18 protein-coding genes and 1 pseudogene are annotated in these 18,145 nt (G+C 65.7%); 8 read left to right on the top strand and 11 right to left on the bottom strand.

All coding sequences use genetic code 11. The annotated features are described in order from the left end of the window. Positions 1-58: 58 nt before the first annotated feature. From N825_RS10255 to N825_RS10235, 5 genes are all read left to right on the top strand, one after another. Positions 59-649 carry a sigma-70 family RNA polymerase sigma factor gene (locus N825_RS10255; RefSeq protein ID WP_051511912.1) on the top strand — a complete coding sequence of 197 codons (591 nt, stop codon included), beginning with the start codon at positions 59-61 and terminating at the stop codon, positions 647-649. Continuing rightward, positions 646-1,368 carry an anti-sigma factor gene (locus N825_RS10250; protein ID WP_037450681.1) on the top strand — a complete coding sequence of 241 codons (723 nt, stop codon included), beginning with the start codon at positions 646-648 and terminating at the stop codon, positions 1,366-1,368. Before N825_RS10255 ends, N825_RS10250 begins: the two co-directional genes overlap by 4 nt. Positions 1,369-1,544: 176 nt before the next feature. Beyond that, on the top strand, positions 1,545-2,927 hold the full coding sequence (locus tag N825_RS38800) for a calcium-binding protein (protein ID WP_037450675.1): 1,383 nt from the start codon (positions 1,545-1,547) through the stop codon (positions 2,925-2,927). A gap of 62 nt (positions 2,928-2,989) precedes the next feature. Then, positions 2,990-4,750, top strand: a complete 1,761-nt coding sequence (locus tag N825_RS10240) for a type I secretion system permease/ATPase (protein ID WP_037450998.1) — start codon at positions 2,990-2,992, stop codon at positions 4,748-4,750. A gap of 4 nt (positions 4,751-4,754) precedes the next feature. Then, on the top strand, positions 4,755-6,107 hold the full coding sequence (locus N825_RS10235) for an HlyD family type I secretion periplasmic adaptor subunit (RefSeq protein WP_051511908.1): 1,353 nt from the start codon (positions 4,755-4,757) through the stop codon (positions 6,105-6,107). Positions 6,108-6,238: 131 nt separating this feature from the next. On the opposite strand, the gene N825_RS40990 is transcribed toward N825_RS10235, so the two are convergent. The 7 genes and pseudogenes from N825_RS40990 to N825_RS10205 form a co-directional block, all read right to left on the bottom strand. Further along, positions 6,239-6,379, bottom strand: coding sequence for a hypothetical protein (locus N825_RS40990; RefSeq protein WP_157619093.1), 141 nt, complete (start codon positions 6,377-6,379; stop codon positions 6,239-6,241). Between the two features lie 109 nt (positions 6,380-6,488). Next, positions 6,489-6,638: pseudogene (locus N825_RS40985) on the bottom strand (IS5/IS1182 family transposase); the annotation flags it as partial. Between the two features lie 168 nt (positions 6,639-6,806). Further along, positions 6,807-7,883, bottom strand: a complete 1,077-nt coding sequence (locus N825_RS10225) for an ABC transporter substrate binding protein (RefSeq protein ID WP_037450670.1) — start codon at positions 7,881-7,883, stop codon at positions 6,807-6,809. A 1-nt stretch (position 7,884) separates the two neighbouring features. Beyond that, positions 7,885-8,709 carry a formyltransferase family protein gene (locus N825_RS10220; RefSeq protein WP_037450668.1) on the bottom strand — a complete coding sequence of 275 codons (825 nt, stop codon included), beginning with the start codon at positions 8,707-8,709 and terminating at the stop codon, positions 7,885-7,887. Then, the gene (locus tag N825_RS10215) at positions 8,706-10,907 is read right to left on the bottom strand and encodes an MFS transporter (RefSeq protein WP_037450665.1); all 2,202 of its coding nucleotides are present in this window, start codon (positions 10,905-10,907) and stop codon (positions 8,706-8,708) included. Before N825_RS10215 ends, N825_RS10220 begins: the two co-directional genes overlap by 4 nt. Further along, complete coding sequence (locus N825_RS10210; protein ID WP_157619092.1) at positions 10,904-11,701, bottom strand: hypothetical protein; 798 nt, start codon at positions 11,699-11,701, stop codon at positions 10,904-10,906. Before N825_RS10210 ends, N825_RS10215 begins: the two co-directional genes overlap by 4 nt. An 81-nt stretch (positions 11,702-11,782) precedes the next feature. Next, positions 11,783-12,847 carry a PstS family phosphate ABC transporter substrate-binding protein gene (locus N825_RS10205; protein WP_157619091.1) on the bottom strand — a complete coding sequence of 355 codons (1,065 nt, stop codon included), beginning with the start codon at positions 12,845-12,847 and terminating at the stop codon, positions 11,783-11,785. Positions 12,848-13,082: 235 nt separating this feature from the next. Here N825_RS10205 and N825_RS36370 point away from each other — a divergent pair, with 235 nt between their 5' ends. Together N825_RS36370 and N825_RS10195 are read left to right on the top strand one after the other, a co-directional pair. Continuing rightward, entirely contained in the window at positions 13,083-13,940 is an 858-nt protein-coding gene (locus N825_RS36370) for an MlaA family lipoprotein (RefSeq protein ID WP_051511906.1), read from the top strand. A gap of 16 nt (positions 13,941-13,956) precedes the next feature. Next, entirely contained in the window at positions 13,957-14,367 is a 411-nt protein-coding gene (locus N825_RS10195; RefSeq protein ID WP_037450658.1) for a DUF6524 family protein, read from the top strand. Between the two features lie 37 nt (positions 14,368-14,404). On the opposite strand, the gene N825_RS10190 is transcribed toward N825_RS10195, so the two are convergent. Next, complete coding sequence (locus N825_RS10190; RefSeq protein ID WP_198038264.1) at positions 14,405-14,773, bottom strand: hypothetical protein; 369 nt, start codon at positions 14,771-14,773, stop codon at positions 14,405-14,407. A gap of 98 nt (positions 14,774-14,871) precedes the next feature. On the opposite strand from N825_RS10190, the gene N825_RS10185 reads away from it, so the two are divergent. Beyond that, positions 14,872-15,315, top strand: a complete 444-nt coding sequence (locus N825_RS10185) for a DUF6524 family protein (protein WP_157619089.1) — start codon at positions 14,872-14,874, stop codon at positions 15,313-15,315. Between the two features lie 46 nt (positions 15,316-15,361). Here N825_RS10185 and N825_RS10180 read toward each other — a convergent pair whose 3' ends face one another. The 3 genes from N825_RS10180 to N825_RS10170 are packed head-to-tail and all read right to left on the bottom strand — an operon-like array spanning position 15,362 to position 17,592. Then, positions 15,362-15,958, bottom strand: coding sequence for a hypothetical protein (locus N825_RS10180; RefSeq protein ID WP_037450649.1), 597 nt, complete (start codon positions 15,956-15,958; stop codon positions 15,362-15,364). A gap of 6 nt (positions 15,959-15,964) precedes the next feature. Then, positions 15,965-16,624 (bottom strand): SH3 domain-containing protein, encoded by a 660-nt coding sequence (locus tag N825_RS10175; RefSeq protein WP_157619088.1) that lies wholly within the window; start codon positions 16,622-16,624, stop codon positions 15,965-15,967. Beyond that, a complete protein-coding gene (locus N825_RS10170) occupies positions 16,624-17,592 on the bottom strand; it encodes a hypothetical protein (RefSeq protein ID WP_037450643.1) in 969 nt (322 codons plus the stop codon). The genes N825_RS10175 and N825_RS10170 overlap by 1 nt, the downstream gene beginning before the upstream one ends. Positions 17,593-18,145 lie beyond the last annotated feature (553 nt).

Raw genomic sequence — 18,145 nt, 5'->3', positions numbered from 1 at the left:
AAATATCTCGGTATGGCGAAGTGTCGAATGCTATCTAGGTTGTGACTTGTCGGGTGGAATGATTCAGGAAGGCGCTCAGTTGGACGCGGAGGGTAGCAAGGCTTCCGCCAGCGGCGGCATCGACGTGGAGGCCGCTTTGGTGCGCTGCGCCCGCGGGGACCGGTCGGGTTTGCGTGACCTGTACGAAGCGGAAGCTCCCGCGATGCTGGGAGTCGCGCGCCGCATCCTTCGCAATACGGCTCTTCCCGAAGATGTCGTGCACGACGCCTTCGTCAGGATCTGGCGGCATGCCGGATCGTTCAACCCGGCAGCCGGATCGGGCCGCGCCTGGATGTACATGATCGTACGCAATCGGGCGATCACGGCGGCGCGTCTCGAAGCGCGTTCCGACACCGTGAGCGATATGGAGACACTATTGGCCGATGCCGCCGTGGTCGATCCGGATTCCGTGATCTCGCAACTTTCCCATAGCACGTCCCTGCGCCGCTGCCTGGAGACGCTCAGCCCAACGCGGCGGCAGTCCGTGGTGCTCTCCTATGTCCATGGCTTCACGCATGCCGAACTGGCGGGCCGCCTGGGGGTTCCGATTGGTACCGCCAAAGCCTGGATCCGGCGCAGCCTGCTTGCCTTGAGAGAGTGTCTGGGATGAGCGGGCGGATCGAGTCCGAAGAGCGGGATCTGCTGGCGGCCGAGTTCGCCATGGGGACCCTGGAAGGCGACGCGCTCGAGCGTGCGGAGCGCCTTGTGGCGGAGGATCCGACTTTCGCGCGCGATGTCGAGGCATGGCGCCAGCGGCTGGGCGCCCTGGACCGGACGGCGGCACCGGAGAAGGCGGACGACGCGCTCTGGAAGCGCATCGAGCAATCGCTGGATGGGGCGGACGATATCCGCACCGAGGCGGCCGTACCCGGTCATGCCCCCAAAGCGGCGGCGAACCAGAACTTCTGGAAGCGCTGCGCGATGGGAGGGCTGGCGGCGTCACTGCTGCTCGTCGTCGGGCTGGTCACCGCCGTCGCGACGTGGCCGGCGGAGCCCCTTTACGTGGCCGTACTGCTGGCCGACGACAGGCGTCCCGGTGCTCTTATCCAGATTTATGAGAATCAGGAAGTCAAGCTGGTCCCATTGCAGGAGTTCGCGATACCGGCGGAACGGGTCTTCCAGGTCTGGACCCTGCCGACCCCGCAAAGCGCCCCCGTCTCCATTGGCCTGCTCTCTCAAGCCCGGTCGATGCGCTTGAACCTGTCCGACCTGCCGTCGCCCGCCAGCGACCAGTTCTTCGAGATCACGCTGGAGCCGGCGGGCGGATCGCCCACGGGACTTCCCACGGGGCCGATCCTGTATAAGGGAAACGCGGCGGAAACATTCTGATCCGTCCCTTCACGGCGACGGCTCCGACGACGAAAAGATTGGTTAAAAAAAGTTGGTCCGCCTCTGCATCCGTTCGTGCGTCCGCCGGGTAGTCAAGATGTGGGTCCTTTGGGATCGCACCTTCGATCATCCGCGGCGGCCCTATCGGCCGCTCGCATCGAACAGGAGATTTCAACATGACGAATTACGGTCATCAGGGCGGCCGCCCAGGGTGGGGTCACGATAAGGACGACCATTTTCGCTTCGACATCTCCCGCGACAAAGCGGTCCAGCGCGATCTGGGCGACGGTAACGACACGGTTTCGATCGGTGCGGGACGCGGCGTCCCTGAAGTCCGGCTGACCTTCACGAGCAGCGAAGTCGGCAACGGCAGTTCGCGCGACAGCGATACGATGCCCAATCAGGACGGCGGCCTGGCGGTCCGGGCACAGGCTGAAAACAAGTCGGGAGACCTTGTCGGACCGGTCAGCCGTTTCGACGACGAAGGCATCAGCTTCGTCGGCAAGGGCAAGTTCACCTTCGACGTCCGCGACTTGGTCAGCGGCGTGGAGCGCGGCAACGATTTCGACGTGGTCAGGCTCGGGACCAAGGGCAACGACAAGTTCAACGAGAGCGGTTCCCACAAGGCCTATTACATCAATGCCGGCATGGGGCACGATCACGTGACCGGCGGCCGCGCCGACGACTTCCTGGTCGGGGGGGCCGGCAACGACCGCCTGGACGGGCGTGAGGGCGACGACTCCTTCATCGGCGGCGCCGGCGACGACACCATCATCGGCGGCAAGGGCGATGACCTGGCCATCTTCAACGTCGCCACCGATGGCGTCGACACGGTCGACCTCGGCAGGGGTTCCGATACCGTCAACGTCATGTCCCCTGCCGCTCCCCAGGTCCGGCTGACCTTCACGAGCAGTGAAGTCGGCAACGGCGGCGCGCGTGACAGCGACACGATGGCCAATCAGGACGGCGGGCTCGCGGTGCGGTTGCAGGCCGAGGATGCCGCGGGCAACCTCACCGGCGGGGTCAGCCGTTTCGACGACGAAGGCATCAGCTTCGTCGGCATGACGCTGGGTGCGACCTTCGACGTCCGCGATCTGGTCAGTGGCGTACAGCGCGGAGACCAGTTCGACGTCGTCACGCTCGGCACCAAGGGGAACGACAAATTCGACAACAGCGGTAAGGAGCAGTCCTACTACATCAACGCCGGCATGGGTGACGACCACCTGACCGGCGGCCTCGGTGACGACTTCCTGGTCGGCGGCGCCGGCAACGACCGGCTGAACGGCCGCGAGGGCGACGACTCGTTCATCGGCGGCGCCGGCGAGGATGTGTTCGTGTTCAGCGGCGACGCTGGCGACGACACCATTCTCGATTTCGTTTCGGGCACCGACACGATCGACCTCAGCGCCTACGGGATCGGTTTCGACGATGTCCAAAGCACCTCGATGGGCGCCGACACCGTGATCGGCGTCGATTCCAACGGCGACAGCGCCTACGACTTCCAAGTCACCCTGGTGAACGCCGGAGCACCGGTCCAGACCGACTACTTCTTCGGTTAAGGTCTTGGTCCGTCCGCCGTATGCCGGCGGACGGACCTTCCTTTTTTGGGAAGAGGAACGCCGTGTCGCAAGATAATGTTCTGTCCGATGCCCTCAGTCGGTGCCGGCGCGCCTTGACGGGAGTGATGCTGTTCAGCGCCGTGCTGAACGTCCTGATGCTGACCTCGTCCGTCTACATGCTTCAGGTCTACGACCGCGTCCTGTCCTCGGGAAGCGTCGAAACCCTTTTGTACCTGACGATCATCGCCGCCCTGGCGCTGCTGCTTCTCAGTCTGCTCGACACGCTGCGCAGCCGCATGCTTGATCGGGTCTCCACCTGGCTGGAAAGGCGTGTCGGCCCGTTCGCCTTCCGCCGGGCGCTCGACGCCAGTCTCAGCCAGCGCGACTATCAGGGCGAAAGCCTTCGGGATCTCGGTGCCGTCCGCACGTTCCTCGGCTCCGGCATCGCCACGCTGTTCGATGTTCCCTGGGTCCCGGTCTATCTCGCCGTCGTCTATCTGCTGCACCCGCTGATGGGGCACGTGGCGCTGGCCGGTGCCGTGATCCTGTTCCTGCTCGCTCTGGTCAGCGACCTCGCGGCCAGACGACCGCTCCAGGAAGCGAACCGGTCCGCGACCCAGAGCATGCGCACGGTGGACGGCGCCCTGCGCAATGCCGAGGTGGTCGACGCCATGGGCCTGACGGACGGCGTCCTGCGGCGCTGGGCCGGATTGAGCCATGGGGCGCTTTCCCTGCAATCCCTCGCGAACGACCGGGCCGCCGCCATCCAAGGCGCCGCCAAGTTCGTCCGGCTCTTCGTGCAGACGGCGATCCTAGGCGTCGGCGCCTGGCTGGTGATCCGGCAGGAAGTCAGCGGCGGCGCCATGATTGCCGGCTCGATCATCATGGGGCGCGCCCTGGCTCCGGTCGAGCAGGCGATCGGAACCTGGAAGCAAATGATCCAGGCCCGCGAGGCCTATGAGCGTCTGGCCGCATTCCTGGCGCTGCCGCCGCTGAGGGCGGAAGCCATGCCCCTGCCGGCGCCGGAAGGGCGGCTTTCGGTGGAGGGCGTCTGTTTCGGGCTTCCGGGGAAGCCGCCGATCCTGAAGGGGGTCTCCTTCAAGGCCGATCCGGGCGAGGCGCTCTGCATCATCGGTCCTTCCGCCGCCGGCAAATCCTCCCTGGCCCGGCTGCTGGTCGGCGTCAGGAGCCCGCGGACCGGCATCGTCAGGCTTGACGGCGCCGACATCTTCTCCTGGCCGAAATCCGACCTCGGACGGCATGTCGGATATCTGCCCCAGGACGTCGAACTGTTCTCCGGCACGATCCGGGAGAACATCGCCCGTTTGGAGGAAGCGGACCCGGCGGATGTCGTCGCGGCGGCGCGCATGGCCAATTGCCACGACATGATCCTGAAGCTGGATAAGGGCTACGACACGGAGATCGGCGAGGCCGGGGTCCGGCTGTCGGGCGGCCAGCGCCAGCGCATCGCACTCGCCCGGGCGGTGTTCGGCCGTCCCCGGCTGGTCATCCTGGACGAACCCAATGCAAGCCTCGACGCCGAAGGCGAGGAAGCCCTGAACCGGGCCATCGCGGCCCTGAAGGCCGGTGGCTCGACCGTCGTCGTGATCGGGCACCGGCCCAGCCTGCTGCAAGAGGTCACCAAGGTCCTCGTGCTGGTGGCGGGACAGGTCGAGATGTTCGGCCCGCGCGCCGAAGTCATGGACCGGCTGACCCGGCGCAATGTCCAGCCGGTGGTGGCCGGATCGCCGACGCGGGCGCAAGTGGCGGCCGGTTCGCGTTCCGCCATTGCCCAAGCCGCAACGCCAACGCCGGCGGAGTAAGAACATGAACGCCATCACGAGACGTGTCGATCCTCGGCCGGGCCAGCCGTCCGACCCCTTCGGCATCCCGGACCGGCCCGCCGTCGGGTCCCTGTTCCGGACCGGGGCCACGGCGATCGTGCTGTGCCTCGGCGGGTTCGGCGCCTGGGCCGCTCTAGCCCCGCTGTCGAGCGCCGCCATGGCTCCCGGCATCGTCCGGGTCGAGACAGAGCGCAAGACGGTGCAGCACCTGGAAGGCGGCATCATCGCCGAGCTGCTGGTCCGCGAAGGCGACCGCGTCACGGCGGGTCAGGTCCTGCTCAGGCTGGACGATCTCGAGGCGAAAGCCCTGAACGACCTGCTCAAGGCCCAGCGGAACGCCCTGGCGGCACAGCAGGCGAGGCTGATCGCCGAACGCGACGGCCATGACGACATACCGTTTCCGGAGTTCCTGCGCGAAGGAATGTCCAGCGGCAAGGTCGGTGAGATCGTTCGTGGCCAGCAACGTATCTTCGCCAGCGGACGTGAAGCGCTCCAAGGTGAAACCGATGTCCTGCTCCAGCGAATCGCTCAGTTGAACGCCCAAATCGAGGCCTTCAACGCCCAGGTGAAAGCGGGCGTCGACCAGCTTGCGCTGATCGAGGAGGAGGTCGCTTCCGTCAGGGTCCTGGTGGAGAAGGGGCTGGAGCGCAAGCCGCGCCTGCTGGCACTGGAAAGAAACGCCGCCTATCTCACCGGTCAGCAGGGGGACTATGCCGGCCGCATCGCGCAGTCGAGGGAGACGATCGCTGGCGCCCGGATGGAAATCCTCAATGCCCGCCGCACCCGTGTCGAGAGGGCCGCGCTGGAACTGCGCGAGGTCGAAACCCAGCTGGCCCAGGTCGAGGAGCGGCTTGCCGAGGCCGGTGTCAAGCTGGGACGGCGTGAAGTCCTGGCGCCCCAAGCCGGCACCGTCCTCGATCTGCGCTACCATACCCTTGGCGGGGTGGTTCCCCCGGGCAACGAGATCCTGGATATCGTGCCGAGCGACGAAAGGCTGATGGTGGAGGCACGCCTCAGCCCGACCGATATCGATGTCGTGCACGACGGCCTGACCGCCAAGCTGGTGCTTTCCGCGTTCAAGAGCCGGACGACGCCGCACATCGATGGCCGGGTCGTCCAGGTCTCAGCGGATGTCCGGCACGACGAGCGTACCGGCGAACCCTATTACATGGCGCGTGTCGAGGCCGACGCTCGGCAATTGGCCGGCCTGGAGGGGATCGGGTTGACGCCCGGCATGCCGGTCGAAACCATCATCCACACTGGAGACCACACCTTCTGGACCTACCTCGTCCAGCCCTTGACCGACAGCTTCAGACGGGCTTTCCGGGAACAGTGATCATGTTGGCATCTTCAAGAGAATCGTCGACCTCAAAGGTCACTGCTCTCATGGCTTCGCAATGGAGCGACGTTGTTGGACTTTGGTGCGGAAATGAGGTGGTGGGCGGATTTCGCGCTTTCCCGCCACGGTCAGGCGACCTGGCGGGACACCGGCATGCCGGAGCCAGTCATGATGTTGATGACTTTGCAGGCGACATTGGCCTCGGTCCTCCGTGTGGGCGGAGTGCGGGCATGGAGGCCGCGACCGATCACCTTCCCGTACCGGAACATCGCCACCTCCGCCAAAGAGCGTTTTCCATAGTTGACCGCTTGCCGCCACCCCAGCCGACCACGCTCCCCGATCATCTCGATGTGTCAGTCGCGCTGGGTCGGGGCGTTTCCGGCCCCGCCGACCGTTCGCCTCAGGCGTCATCCAGACAGTCAGGCTGCCCCGCTGGCGCAACGCCGCGTCGTACTCCGCCCCATTGTCGATCTTCTAGCGCGCCTTCGGGATCCTGTGACGACGCGGTTCATTCGCCTTGTACGGCATCAGCGCCCTTGGGTTCAGCGGACGACCTCCATACCGACCCGCCTGCCAACGCGACGGCTCCATGGTTATTTTCGCGCCAAGGTCCTTGGTCGATATACAACCGCAAACTCGGTCACCGATGTTCGGATCCCCCAGGGCCGCTCCGTCCGCAGCGGGATGCGAGGGGGTTCAACGGGTACGCCCATCCTTGGTCACGATCACGGCGTTGCGCAGCAGGGTCATGGGGGGCGGCAACCGCAGGCGCTTTGCCGTGTCGATGTTGATCAGGTAGGCGTAGTCTTTCAGGCTGGCGACTGGCAGATCCTCGGCGCGAATGCCGTTGAACAGGATCTTCTCGGCTTGACTGCCCGCCAGCAGACCGACGACGAAGTTGGGGCTGACGACGCCGAGCAGCCCGGTGCCCTGGCGGATCGGAACCTCACCGGCAGCGGCGACCGGCAATCCGGCCGCGACCGCCGCCTCGGTGAACGCCACCACGTGGGACAGCAGGAACGAACTCGATCCGATGTAGACGAAGTCAACCCGAGCCGCCGCCAACTGACCGATCACGTCCGGGATCGCGGCGGGGTCGGGACGGCCCGCCTCGTCGGTGGGAAACCGCACCTCCACCAAGTCGAACGCCATCGGCCCCGCGAGCGCCCGCAGGCGCTTGACGGTATCGACGGCGTTGGCCTCGTCCGCGTTGAAGGCGACACCGAGGCGCCGCATCGGACGATACCGGCGGATGGCGTTGATCTGCACATCGTCGGGCACCACGCTCAAGGATCCCGCGATACCCGGACGGCCAGACCCCAAGGGACCTGTGGCAAGCCCCGATCCGATCGGATCGGTCACGTTCGCGAAGACCGCCGGAGCGCCAAGGGGTGCGCCAGGGGCCGCGAGCGTGCCGAGCGCCGCCACCGACACCGTCGTTCCCCAAGTCAACACCAGATCCCAATGCCCGCCCCTGACCTCATCGACCAAGACCGCCAGGCGATGGCGATCCTGCCCCGCGTCCATCGTCTCGAACTCGACCGCACGGTGGTGCCGCTCGAACCAACTTTTGAAGCCCTCGCACAACTCCTCGCAGCCGCGCCATAGCAACATCGCGACTCGCTTGGGCGAGTTGGCGGTGGCTGCCTGGGTTGGCTCATCCGCGCAGGCCGATGTTGGACTGGCTATCGTCAGGAACGCCGCCATCAGGATCTTCGCGACCGAAGTCGCCGCCACCGCTGTGGTCAGGGTGGTTGAAGAACTCTTGATCATCTCACATCACCAACATGGGCTTGGGGATGAACGTGGTGATCAGGTCCCTAAACGCCGCCATGTCCACCAGCTTCAATCCCCGCGCCGCGAAAGCGTCGAGTTCCTGGCGGTTCGGGTAATAACAGAGCTTGTTCGGCAACACGCCCGGCTCCCATTCCTCGACCAACCTCCCGGTGTGGATCCGGTCCACCAAGTCGGCCATCCTGGCGGCGCCGACCCGGTGCAGGTCGATGTTGGCCATGTGAGCCGAGACGGCGGTGTCGACCGGCACCTCGCGCGCCATCACGATCGAGCCCGCGTCCAGTTCCGGCACCATGCGATGGATCGTCACCACGAAGGACCGATCACCCTGGAGCATGGCGTGGAAATGCGGGAATAGACCTGCGAGCCGCGGCAGCGCGCCGGGATGCATGTTGAAGGCGAGGTTCGGCATTCCCGGCAGTCCCGGCGGGATCTGGAAGCTGTAGCGGATCGACAGCAGGATATCCGGCCTCATCCGCTCGACGGTGGCGGCGAAGATCGGATCGTCGGATGACCTGATGACATCCATCCCCACCCCACGCGCCGCCAGCCGCGGGAATGTCAGCAGATCGGCGTGGTCGATCTGGTGCGACGCGACCAGCAGGTCGACCAGCGGCTCGACCACGCCGATCGGGAAATCCCGTTCGACGAACTTGACCTGCGCCAGCTCGGGGGTAGACTCCTCGATCGGCCGGGTCCGCTCCGCCAGCATCACGTGAACCTCGTGCCCGCGCAAGGCGGGTAGCAGGACGTTCATCGCCACCATCGACGTCAAATCGCGCTTCGTGCAGACGAGGATCTTCATCGCGCCCTCCCAGGCTGGATTTCACGCGGCTCCCGGTGTTCGCCCCGCAGCACCGGAAACACCAGGGCGATGGCCCCATGGCCCAGGGACGCGATGACCACGAAGGCGCCGATCGCACCGATCGCGGGGCCAAATCCGATCGACACCGCGATGGCGGCCGCCGCCGCCGGCCCGACCACGCTGCCGATGCGTTCCATCATGCGCAGCACGCCGAGCATGGTGGTCTTGCCATGGCGCTCCGCTTCCCGCTGGCAAACCTTGGTGGCGAAGGCCACGCCCGACGCCACGCAGAGCGCGTGGCCCAGTCCCAGGCTCGCCACGATCAGCAGGATCAGGTGGGTCTCGTCCGTCTTGCCCAAAGCCCAGGCGCCCGCGCCGGACAGGACGCCGCCCAGCACCATCAGCGCGAAGTGGGCGTTCCGACGATCCGCGAAGCGGGCGGCCATCGGCCCCGCCGCTATGTTGATGAAGGAGTAGATGATCAGGACACGCGCGATATCCGCCTGTCCCGCCCCGATCTCGGAAAGCCGCAGGGGAACCAGGTAAAACAGGATGCCCGTCAGCGCGACCTTGGATGGGATCGCCGCCAGCAGGAGGAAAACCAGGAAAGCCGGATTGACCAGCATGTCGCGCATCGCGGCGAGGAGACTCGATTTCCGGGTGACCGGATGGACATCGGACGGCGGCACCATGCGCCATGCGATCAGTCCGGAAAGAGCCGCGATGGCCGCCGACGCCGCGAAGGCCACGTTGGGCCCGACACGATCGGCGACGATGCCGCCGACCGCCGTGCCGCAGATGCTGGCCGTCATCAGCGCGCCGATGAAGATCGTCACGGCGAGCGACCGCTTGGCCTCGCCCGCCGCCGCGATGATGTGGCTCTGGCACGCGATGGTGATGATGGCGTAGCCCAAGGCGGTGAGACCCCGTCCGCCGATCAGCCATGCCGAATCCCGGGCCAGGGCGCACAGGACATAGCCGGCGATGGCCGGCGCCAGCCCCAGGATCATCATCCGACGCGCGCCGTACCGGTCGGCCAGACGGCCGCAGGACGGGGTGGCGAGCGCTATCACCGCCATGTAGACGGTCAGGGGCATGGCGGAGATGGTTTCCGCGGAAAGCCCGAACGCCGGTTCCGCGAGGCTGCGGCTGAACACCGGCAGGAAGGCCTTCTGCATCTCATCCGCCAGGACGAATAGCACGAGCGGCAGCCGGACATCCCACGGTGAGATGGACTTGAGCATCCGAACACCGTCGGGATGGATCGCGAACCGTCCGAGGAGGTCCGCAAGCCGTTTCGCGAGACGCTGGCGAGCGTCCGCGTCACCGATTTCGGCCACCCTGCGCGTCAGGTCGGCGACGCGGTCGTGGATCGACGCGACAGCCCGGTCCATCGACGCCAGCGCCTTGGACACCTCATCGGCGCCGGGCAGCCTCACCGAGGCGCTGATATCGCCATGCGCCACCCGTGACAGTTGGTCGATCAGCAGGTTCAGGGGTTCGGCGATCCTGCGCATGATCAGGACCAGCAGGATCTCGAACGCCAAGAGCAGACCGATCAGCAAGGCGGTCGCGACATCGAGCACCAAAGCCTCGAACTGCGCGTGGACGAAGGCTGGATCGTTGGCGACCAGGATCGCCGCGGCCACCGTGCCGCGCGAGCTCGCCGTTCCTCCATCGCCGGTCTTGGGGCACAGCGGCACGACGATCCCCTGGACCGGCGTCGCGACCACGATCGGATCGGCGGCGCAGTCGAGTCCGTCTGGCCGGGCGGGCATCACGTCGGGCCGGGTTCCCGGCGTCGCCGAGATGACATTCCAGCCGTCGTCCAGCACCGCCGCGTAGAGCAGGCCTCGATGGAGTGCCAGGGAGTCGGCCATGAATTCCTCCATGCCGACGAAATCGCGTGGCTCCAAGCCGAGATCCATCGCCTGAGTGGCCGTCGCGTCGATCGTGGCGGCCGCGATCCGGGCGTTTTGCAGCAGTTCCGGTCCCAGCACCCGCTCATAGACGCGCAAGGCGGCGACGCCCGCCACAACGGTCGCGATCAGCAGCACGGCGACGCAGAGGATCACCACCCGGCCGCGGGATGCCCGCAGCAAGCTGGTGACCTCGCCTCCCGCCGCGGCGTCGACCGCGTCGAGCGAACCGGGGGCCGCCAACGCCTTCGAGCCGATCATGGTTTCCGAGGCGGTCATCGAGCACCGGCCATGACGGTGGTCGGAGCGCCGGCAAGGTGGCCTGCCGCGGCGCCGGCGGCGGCGATATCCACCTCGATCGCGTTGAGGTCGGCGTTCACCCGTTCCAGCTTGCCCAGCGCCGCGGCGCCGATTCCGCCCAAGGCATCGTTCGGGACCGTCTCATCCGGGAATTCGATCATCTGGCCAATCCGGCGCAGGACGAGTGATAGCCCATGGCAGGCGACGACGGCTCCGGCTCCCGTCGCCAGGATCGCGAACGCCAGCACGCTCGCCGACAGGATCAGCACCTCGCCGAAGCTGTCATGGACCAGCGTGTTCCGGTAGGCGCTGGATGCCGCGATTCCGACATATCCGGTTATCTTCCCCAGCGGATCATGGATGCCGGTCCAGACGATCAGCATCTCCCCGGTATCGACGACATGGTGCGGATTTCCCTTCTTCGTCGTGGCGGCCCCCCGCGTCTCGGCGGCAGCGGCCCAATCCAGCCCTCCACCGGCTTGGTGAAGCACCTCGCCCTCGGGGCCAACCACCGCGAGCGCCACGATCTGCGGGTCGAGCGGCAGGGTCGAACCCAGAATCTCGGCGCTATTGCCGATCTGCCCCAAGGGCAGGCCCAGCCGCACCGTCGATTCGAACACGTCGCCCAGATCGTCGGCCAAGGCGAAGAGCCGCGACTCCGTCAGGTCCAGCAGGATGCGCACGAACGCATGGCGGCTGACGATGACGGAGGTCGCGATCGACAGGGCGAGAATGAGCCCGATGCTGCCAGTGACCCGTAATGCCAGACGCAACGATACCTCCACCGCTGTCTTGAACTCAGGTTGAGTCGAATATTTCGATAATTGCACCGAAGAGGTTAAACCTTTCGATCTTTATCGATTGAAAGGCACCAGGGCCATCGTCCGCATCCGCGTCACGACCCTCCGCTCGGCCGGCGCCATGATCAGTCCAAGGCGTCCCAGGACCCCTTGGGGACCAATGATCTCATCGCCGGCGATGAATTCGGCCAAGTCGCGCAAGCCCCTGACCTTGCCCCGGCCGCGGCCGTTCCGCATCCGATCGGCCTTGGCATAGACGAAGAGCGGGCGGGCCGCGGGATAGCTGCCGGACACCACGCCCAGGATCGTTGGCCGCTCGCCGTCGATCAGGACTGGTTGGAGATTGGCGTTGTCATGTTGGAAGACGGAGTTGCCGACCAGTCCGACCGCTCCGCGCCCCAGGGTCCGCGTGATCTGGCGTTGATCGAGTTCGGAGACGATGCCGGCATCGTCGCGGATCGAGCCACAGGCGGTGGTCCGGCTGGCCGCGTCCCGCATGTCGCGGATCCCGGGCCGATCGCGGCAGGCCATGATCAGGATGCGCTCGCGGATGATGTCGAACGCGGGATCGTCGGGCGGCGGCATCAGGACACGGACGTCCTCACCGAACTCCGCGACGCCCGCGTCAGCCCAGCGGGCTGGCCGGGAGCCGTTCGCCGCCACCAGATCGAAGAGTTGATCAGGGGTGAGGTCGAGCGCCGGGCCATCCCGCCGCGTGACGAAAACGGCGACTTCATAGCCGATCGGAATTTCAACGATATCCCCGGCCTCGGCCCGGCGGCATCGCCCGAGTTCGGCATGCGACATGCGACGGCCGGCGACCACGACATCCGGACCGGCGTTCACCGCGCTGCAGAATTCGTCGAAGGCCGATCGGGTCGGTGTTTCCGTCACACGGGGGATCGGCGCCTCGAATCGGGCCGCGAAAGCCGCTGCGATGGCGTCCGAGACGACGGCGGTTTGGCCGGAGGTGGCGATGGTGATCACTTCACGGGGCTTTTCGCTCGATGCCCGCGCTGGGGCGGTGAAGGGCGCCACACCAAGCAGCCAGGTCGCGACCGCCAGCATCGCCAGTCTTCGGGCCGATTTCGCGTGGGTCGATCTTGTTTCGAAGGTCATGGCTCGCTCCTCTTGAAGCCGCCTGGCCTTATGAGGTCAAAATAGTTAAAATTAAGGTTTATTCCGACTCTATGCCGAAGATTTGGCGGAAAGTTCGCCATACGACCGACGGAAGCTCGTTCGCGTGATTGGAAACGCTTCGGAATATCGGGCCGCCGGAATGTCCGAGGTGCTTGGTGGGTAAATTTTTAAAGGTTATGGTTTTAAAGTCTTTACACATTACTTTGGAGGAAGCGTGCGGCAGTTATGCAAGCAGGGCGCGCGTGCCATCGTCGCGGCGGCTTTTCTGCTGGTGGCCGGCATGGCGGAAAGCCAAGCCGGACGCTTCCTGGATGACCGTGACTTCGAAGAGGCCATGGCGTTGGGCCGGATGAGCGCCGGGGACCGCGACTGGACCAGCCCATCATCCAGCGGGACACCGACGCCGGCTACCTTGACGGTGATGGACGATCAGTCCGCCGCCGACGAAACGATCGGGGATCCGGCGGAGGAGGTCAACCGTTTCGCCCACCTGTTCAACCAGCAGGTCCGCCGGTTGGTGCTGGAGCCGGTGTCGGAAGCCTATGTGGAAGCCACCTCCGCTCCGGTGCGCCAAGGGGTGTCGAACGTCTTCTCGAACCTCAGGGAGCCGGTTTGGCTCGCCGGGCATGTGCTCAAGGGCGATTGGGGAGCGGCGGAAACGACGGCAGCGCGGTTCGCCATCAACACGACGGTGGGTTTGGGCGGCGTCTATGACGAGGCCGCCCGCCACGGGATGGAGGCCCGCAAGGCGACGATCGACGAGGTCTTCTGCCACTATGGCGTCGGCCCTGGTCCCTATGTGGTGCTGCCCATCCTGGGGCCATCGTCCGCGCGGGATCTGACCGGCAGGGTCCTGACGATCATGGCGCAATACGCGGTGCTCGGCGCTTACTTGATTCCCTACCGGATCGCCGACGTCACCATGCAATACATCGCGGTGCGGAACGACCTGCGATCCCTCGACCAGCAGGCCCTCGATTCCTACGCGGCGGAGCGCAGCGTCTTCGCGCAGCTTCAATCCCTATCCTGCGGCGAGCGCCTGACGGTCGAGTCGCGGCTGTTCGCGCAGTAAAGGAAAGGAAGGCACGATGTTCAGTTATCCAGGCGTAATCGTCCGCTGGCTGATATCCATGTTCATCGTGTTCGGCACCTTCAATCCCTCGGGCTACTCGTATGTGCATTGGCTGCTGCGGCGGGACGACCAGCCGTGGTCGCTGAAGATCTTGGCCGGTATCCTGCTCGGCTGCGTGGTCGCGACATTCCTGCTCGCGACCGTCCGGTCACTGGGCGTGCGCGGCATCGTCGCGATGGCGGGCCTGCTCATCGCCGCGACTTGGACCCTGATCGACCTCGGATTGCTCCGTGATCTTTCGCAGGGTGCCTACCTTACGATCGTCCTGTTCGCCTTCGCCAGCATTCTGGCACTGGGTGTCTCATGGTCCAACCTGACCTTGCGCGTCACCGGCCAAGTCGATTCGAACGATGTCACGCTCAGGTGATCACCGGTCGGCTGGTGATGGTCCAGGCTGGTACGGGTCAGGGCGGCAGGTCATGATCCATCAGTTCCTCGATCCGCTCGACGATCCGGAAGAATGGCCGGTTGTCGACCAGGCTCATGATGACGGCGTTCTCGGCCAGCATGTCGGCGATGTTGTTGCCGGTCATCGCCGGGCTGCCTGGATACGAGAATCGGATGTACCGGAAGAACAGCATCGGAACGTCCAGCTCGATGCTGGAGATCTGGTCGATCCGGACCGTCCTCTCGACGAAACCGCCCTCGAGACCGAACAGGGTGACCAGATAGCCGAACCATCCGCCGCGCAGGATGCGCAGGCGATTGCCTTCGAGTTCGAGGTGCCCGCCGAAGCCGCGCGCGACCATGATGGTCTCTTCATGTCTATGCAACGCCACACCCGCGCTTCGTGCCACCGTGCCGTCGCCGATCATAACCCCATGCGGCGCGAATGGCATCAACCCCATTCGAACGATTGGGTAGGCGCATCGTGAGTGGGGGCGCCCATCGGCACGCCAGCATCGATTGGAGAGGTCTGCTCGTTCGCCTGCTCGTGGTCGAGGCGGGGACGCTGGCGACCTGGAACCCCTCGGGTTATTCGCTGATCGGCTGGCTCATGGTCGACGATGGCTGGAGCCTGGCCGTCAAGATCGCGGTCCTGGTCTTGGCGGTCGTGGTGGCCGGTTGGGGCGTCCTGACCACCTTGGCGGCCCTGGGCCGAGGCGGCGTCGCCGTGGCTTTGGCGATCGTGGCGGTGCTGACCTGGATGGTTGGTGAAGCGGCACCGGCGGACGACCGGATGATGGTCCTGTCCTGGTGGTTGCCATTTTCGGTCGGACTACTGGCGACCGGCGGCATCGCCTGGGCGTCGTTCGTGACCCGCCTGACCGGCCAAAGCCAGAAACGCTACATCTCCGGTTATAAGAGCCGGTGACACATCCTCCTTCTTGCCAAATTTCGCGAGCCGCGACCGTGTCGCCTCAGTGGTGCGAAGCGTAGCGCCGCTTTTGGTAGATAGCGGCCGCGAGCAAGAATACCCAAAAGTTAAGAGCGTTGGCCGACCAAAGGAAGAGCGAGACCAGATAGACCGTCAGGAACGCCGTCGAGAAGACCACGACGGGGATCGCCAGCAACACTCTGGCCAGTTCCATCCCGCGGATCGTTGTCAGCGCAACGGCACCGGCGATCACCACCAGGGTGGCCGAGCCGAGCGTCATAGTGTCCAGCAGGGGATCGGGCAAGCCGATGAAGGCTCCGATCGACAGTTCGCCCAGCCGATAGCCCACCGGATCGGCGCGCGCTGCCAGGAACTGAAGCGCCGACATGTTCCAGAAGCTGCCATCCTCGAACAGCAGGGTCGGATCGTAGACCCACGCCTCGTCCCGATGGTAGAGCGCACCGATGCCCAGCACGAAGCCGCCCAGCTTCGGCAAGGCGGCGAGCGCCGGGATGCGGAAGAAGACCTGGGGTGCCACGAGATGCGTCACCCCGGCCGAGATGCTCAGCACGGCGATTGGCAGAAGCAGGGCGGCCAGCGCGAAAAGGGCCGGCAAGACGATGGGAAAACGCTCGATCATCGCCGGTCAATCGCCAATCAGACGACTGATCATGCCGCGAACGCTTCCGATCGCGATGTCCAGGCGTGTTGGGGGTGGCCGCAGCATGACGACCGGAGCCTCGTCGGGGTCCGGCAACCGAGCCTGAATGCTGGACAACAGTCGGTCGGTCCGCTCGAAGCCCTCGCGCGCGAGAGCCACCTGACGATCCAGATCGCCGCGCAGACTGCTCAGGGCGCGATCCACCGCGCGGAAGCGATCCTCGATTGACTCGACGGATCCGCCGCCCACCGCTCCGCCTGGTTCTGGCGGCGTGGCGGGTCCCTCCTGGCTGGGCGGCACGGGAGATGGCACGGGAGCGACCAGCCCGGCGGCGACATAGCCGAACAAGCGGCCATCCCGGGCCACGGCGATCCAGGGGCGGCCAACCACGATCCCCGGCGAGTCGAGCACGGTCCCAGGTGGCACTGTGACGACCACCGGCGCCGATGTGGATGGCTCGGCTCGAACATTGATCCGGCGTTCGGCGCGAACGCTGGGCGCCCCCGCCGACAGCCGTATCCGCGACGCCTCCGCGACCGGTGGAGACGCCGCGCCGGCATCGGTCGAGGTCGGAGCCGCCAACGCCATGCCCGGCGCCAAGGTCAAGGCCACGAGTGCCAAGCCGCGGATACGACCCCCGCGCATCAGGTCTTGTCCACCTGGCGCTCGGCCGCCAGCAAGTCTGTCAGCCTCCGCACGTTCTGTTCGAAAGCCAGCCGTGACTTGGCGCGAACTATCCAGTCGGCCACCGCCGGTTGCGCGTGCTGGTCGCTTGTCATCGCGATCCGGATGGCGGTCGCCAGATCGGAATCGATCGAGCGATAGGCGTCGCGGAGCATCGCGGCGGGGCTCTGCTGGTTGAGCGGCAAGCCGAGGGTTTCGCCGACATCGTTGACGGTGCGGTTGAGGAACGTCCTGACCGTACGGACGGCGTCCCGCGCTTCCGGCGCCGAGGCCTCCTCGATCTGGCCCGCGATACGACTCAGGTCTGTTTTCAAGCCTTGGCGGGAGATGGCGGCGCCCGCCGTGGCCTTGCCAAGCTCGCCAGCGGCGGCGGCGGTTTCCGGTATGCTCGACGCCAGCGTGACCAAGCGGCCGATCTCGTTCGGCGGGACGGTCGAACCCGCCGCCGCGACCGCCAAGGACCTGCTCGCCATGTCGGCGGCCGCGACTCGGGCCAGCGCGCCCAGGCCAGCCTCGATCAAGGTTATCCGCTTCTCCAGCGCGCCGACTTGGCTGGAAGGCTGGATGCTGGCGGCTAGGTCGGACCGCAGCTGCGTGACCGCGGCGCCGAGCTTTCCGACCACATCCGTCGTGTCCCGCGACGCCGATGTCGTGGCCTTCACCTCCCCAGCGAGCGCCACGACCGATTCGGCGGCGGTTCGAACCGCCGGCTGGTGGCGCAACAGGATCCAGCCGGTCGAGCCGACCGACGCCGTGAGTGCCAGCAGCGAAAGGAAAACCGCGACGGTCGCCCCGCCGCCGCCCGACCGCGCCGGCGGGGCGACCATCATCTCCGATCGGCCCTTGTCGTTTGGCGAAACGGTGTCATGGGCCACCGTGTCATTGGTCGCGGAGTCATTGGCCGCGGTGTCATTGGCTTCAGTCGTCATCGCTCTCTCCATGGGTTTCAAGTCGATTCGCAGTCATGGCGATCGTCAAACCGGTGCGGATCAGGCCCCTATCGGAGTAAGGCGGCCTTGAGCCGAAAGCTTCATTCCAGAACATGCCCCGTTCCTGAAAGGTGGCGAAACCCTTCGCGAACTTTCCAATGTCCTTCTCCGACAGATAGTTTCGCACTGTGTGTCGAGCCGATTTTTATCGTCGTCAGAGACCATCTTCCCGCCAAGGTAAAGGATTTATTCGTATGGTGTAATTCAAAATAATTATAGATAGTATCTTCCAGATGGTTTCGCAGAGCCGTTTTGGCCGCCAGCCGAGGATTTGATGACGAATTCGAGCCAAAACATATCAGGTGATACCATTGAGCGGCCGCGTGTCGGCGCGCCACCTGATGATGTGATCGGGGCAGCCGCCGGACACGCCGAGTCACCAATGGTGGCCAATTCCGCCGTACCGGATACCGGGTCGGCTCCCGAGTCGCTTGGACGAAGTTCGATTGGCGCGTCGCGGGAGACCGGCGAGGCGGGACGCGGCACAACTCCG

This window comes from Skermanella stibiiresistens SB22 (genome assembly GCF_000576635.1).
In the GTDB taxonomy this organism is placed as follows: domain Bacteria; phylum Pseudomonadota; class Alphaproteobacteria; order Azospirillales; family Azospirillaceae; genus Skermanella; species Skermanella stibiiresistens.
The sequence above is the reverse complement of the archived record's forward strand: the minus strand, read 5'-3'. Positions and strand labels throughout refer to the sequence as shown.

Coding starts and splice junctions, on each gene's coding strand:
- N825_RS10255 (WP_051511912.1), top strand. CDS start 59: ATGATTCAGGAAGGCGCTCAGTTGGACGCGGAGGGTAGCAAGGCTTCC.
- N825_RS10250 (WP_037450681.1), top strand. CDS start 646: ATGAGCGGGCGGATCGAGTCCGAAGAGCGGGATCTGCTGGCGGCCGAG.
- N825_RS38800 (WP_037450675.1), top strand. CDS start 1,545: ATGACGAATTACGGTCATCAGGGCGGCCGCCCAGGGTGGGGTCACGAT.
- N825_RS10235 (WP_051511908.1), top strand. CDS start 4,755: ATGAACGCCATCACGAGACGTGTCGATCCTCGGCCGGGCCAGCCGTCC.
- N825_RS40990 (WP_157619093.1), bottom strand. CDS start 6,379: ATGTTCCGGTACGGGAAGGTGATCGGTCGCGGCCTCCATGCCCGCACT.
- N825_RS10225 (WP_037450670.1), bottom strand. CDS start 7,883: ATGATCAAGAGTTCTTCAACCACCCTGACCACAGCGGTGGCGGCGACT.
- N825_RS10220 (WP_037450668.1), bottom strand. CDS start 8,709: ATGAAGATCCTCGTCTGCACGAAGCGCGATTTGACGTCGATGGTGGCG.
- N825_RS10215 (WP_037450665.1), bottom strand. CDS start 10,907: ATGACCGCCTCGGAAACCATGATCGGCTCGAAGGCGTTGGCGGCCCCC.
- N825_RS10205 (WP_157619091.1), bottom strand. CDS start 12,847: ATGACCTTCGAAACAAGATCGACCCACGCGAAATCGGCCCGAAGACTG.
- N825_RS10195 (WP_037450658.1), top strand. CDS start 13,957: ATGTTCAGTTATCCAGGCGTAATCGTCCGCTGGCTGATATCCATGTTC.
- N825_RS10180 (WP_037450649.1), bottom strand. CDS start 15,958: ATGATCGAGCGTTTTCCCATCGTCTTGCCGGCCCTTTTCGCGCTGGCC.
- N825_RS10175 (WP_157619088.1), bottom strand. CDS start 16,624: ATGCGCGGGGGTCGTATCCGCGGCTTGGCACTCGTGGCCTTGACCTTG.
- N825_RS10170 (WP_037450643.1), bottom strand. CDS start 17,592: ATGACGACTGAAGCCAATGACACCGCGGCCAATGACTCCGCGACCAAT.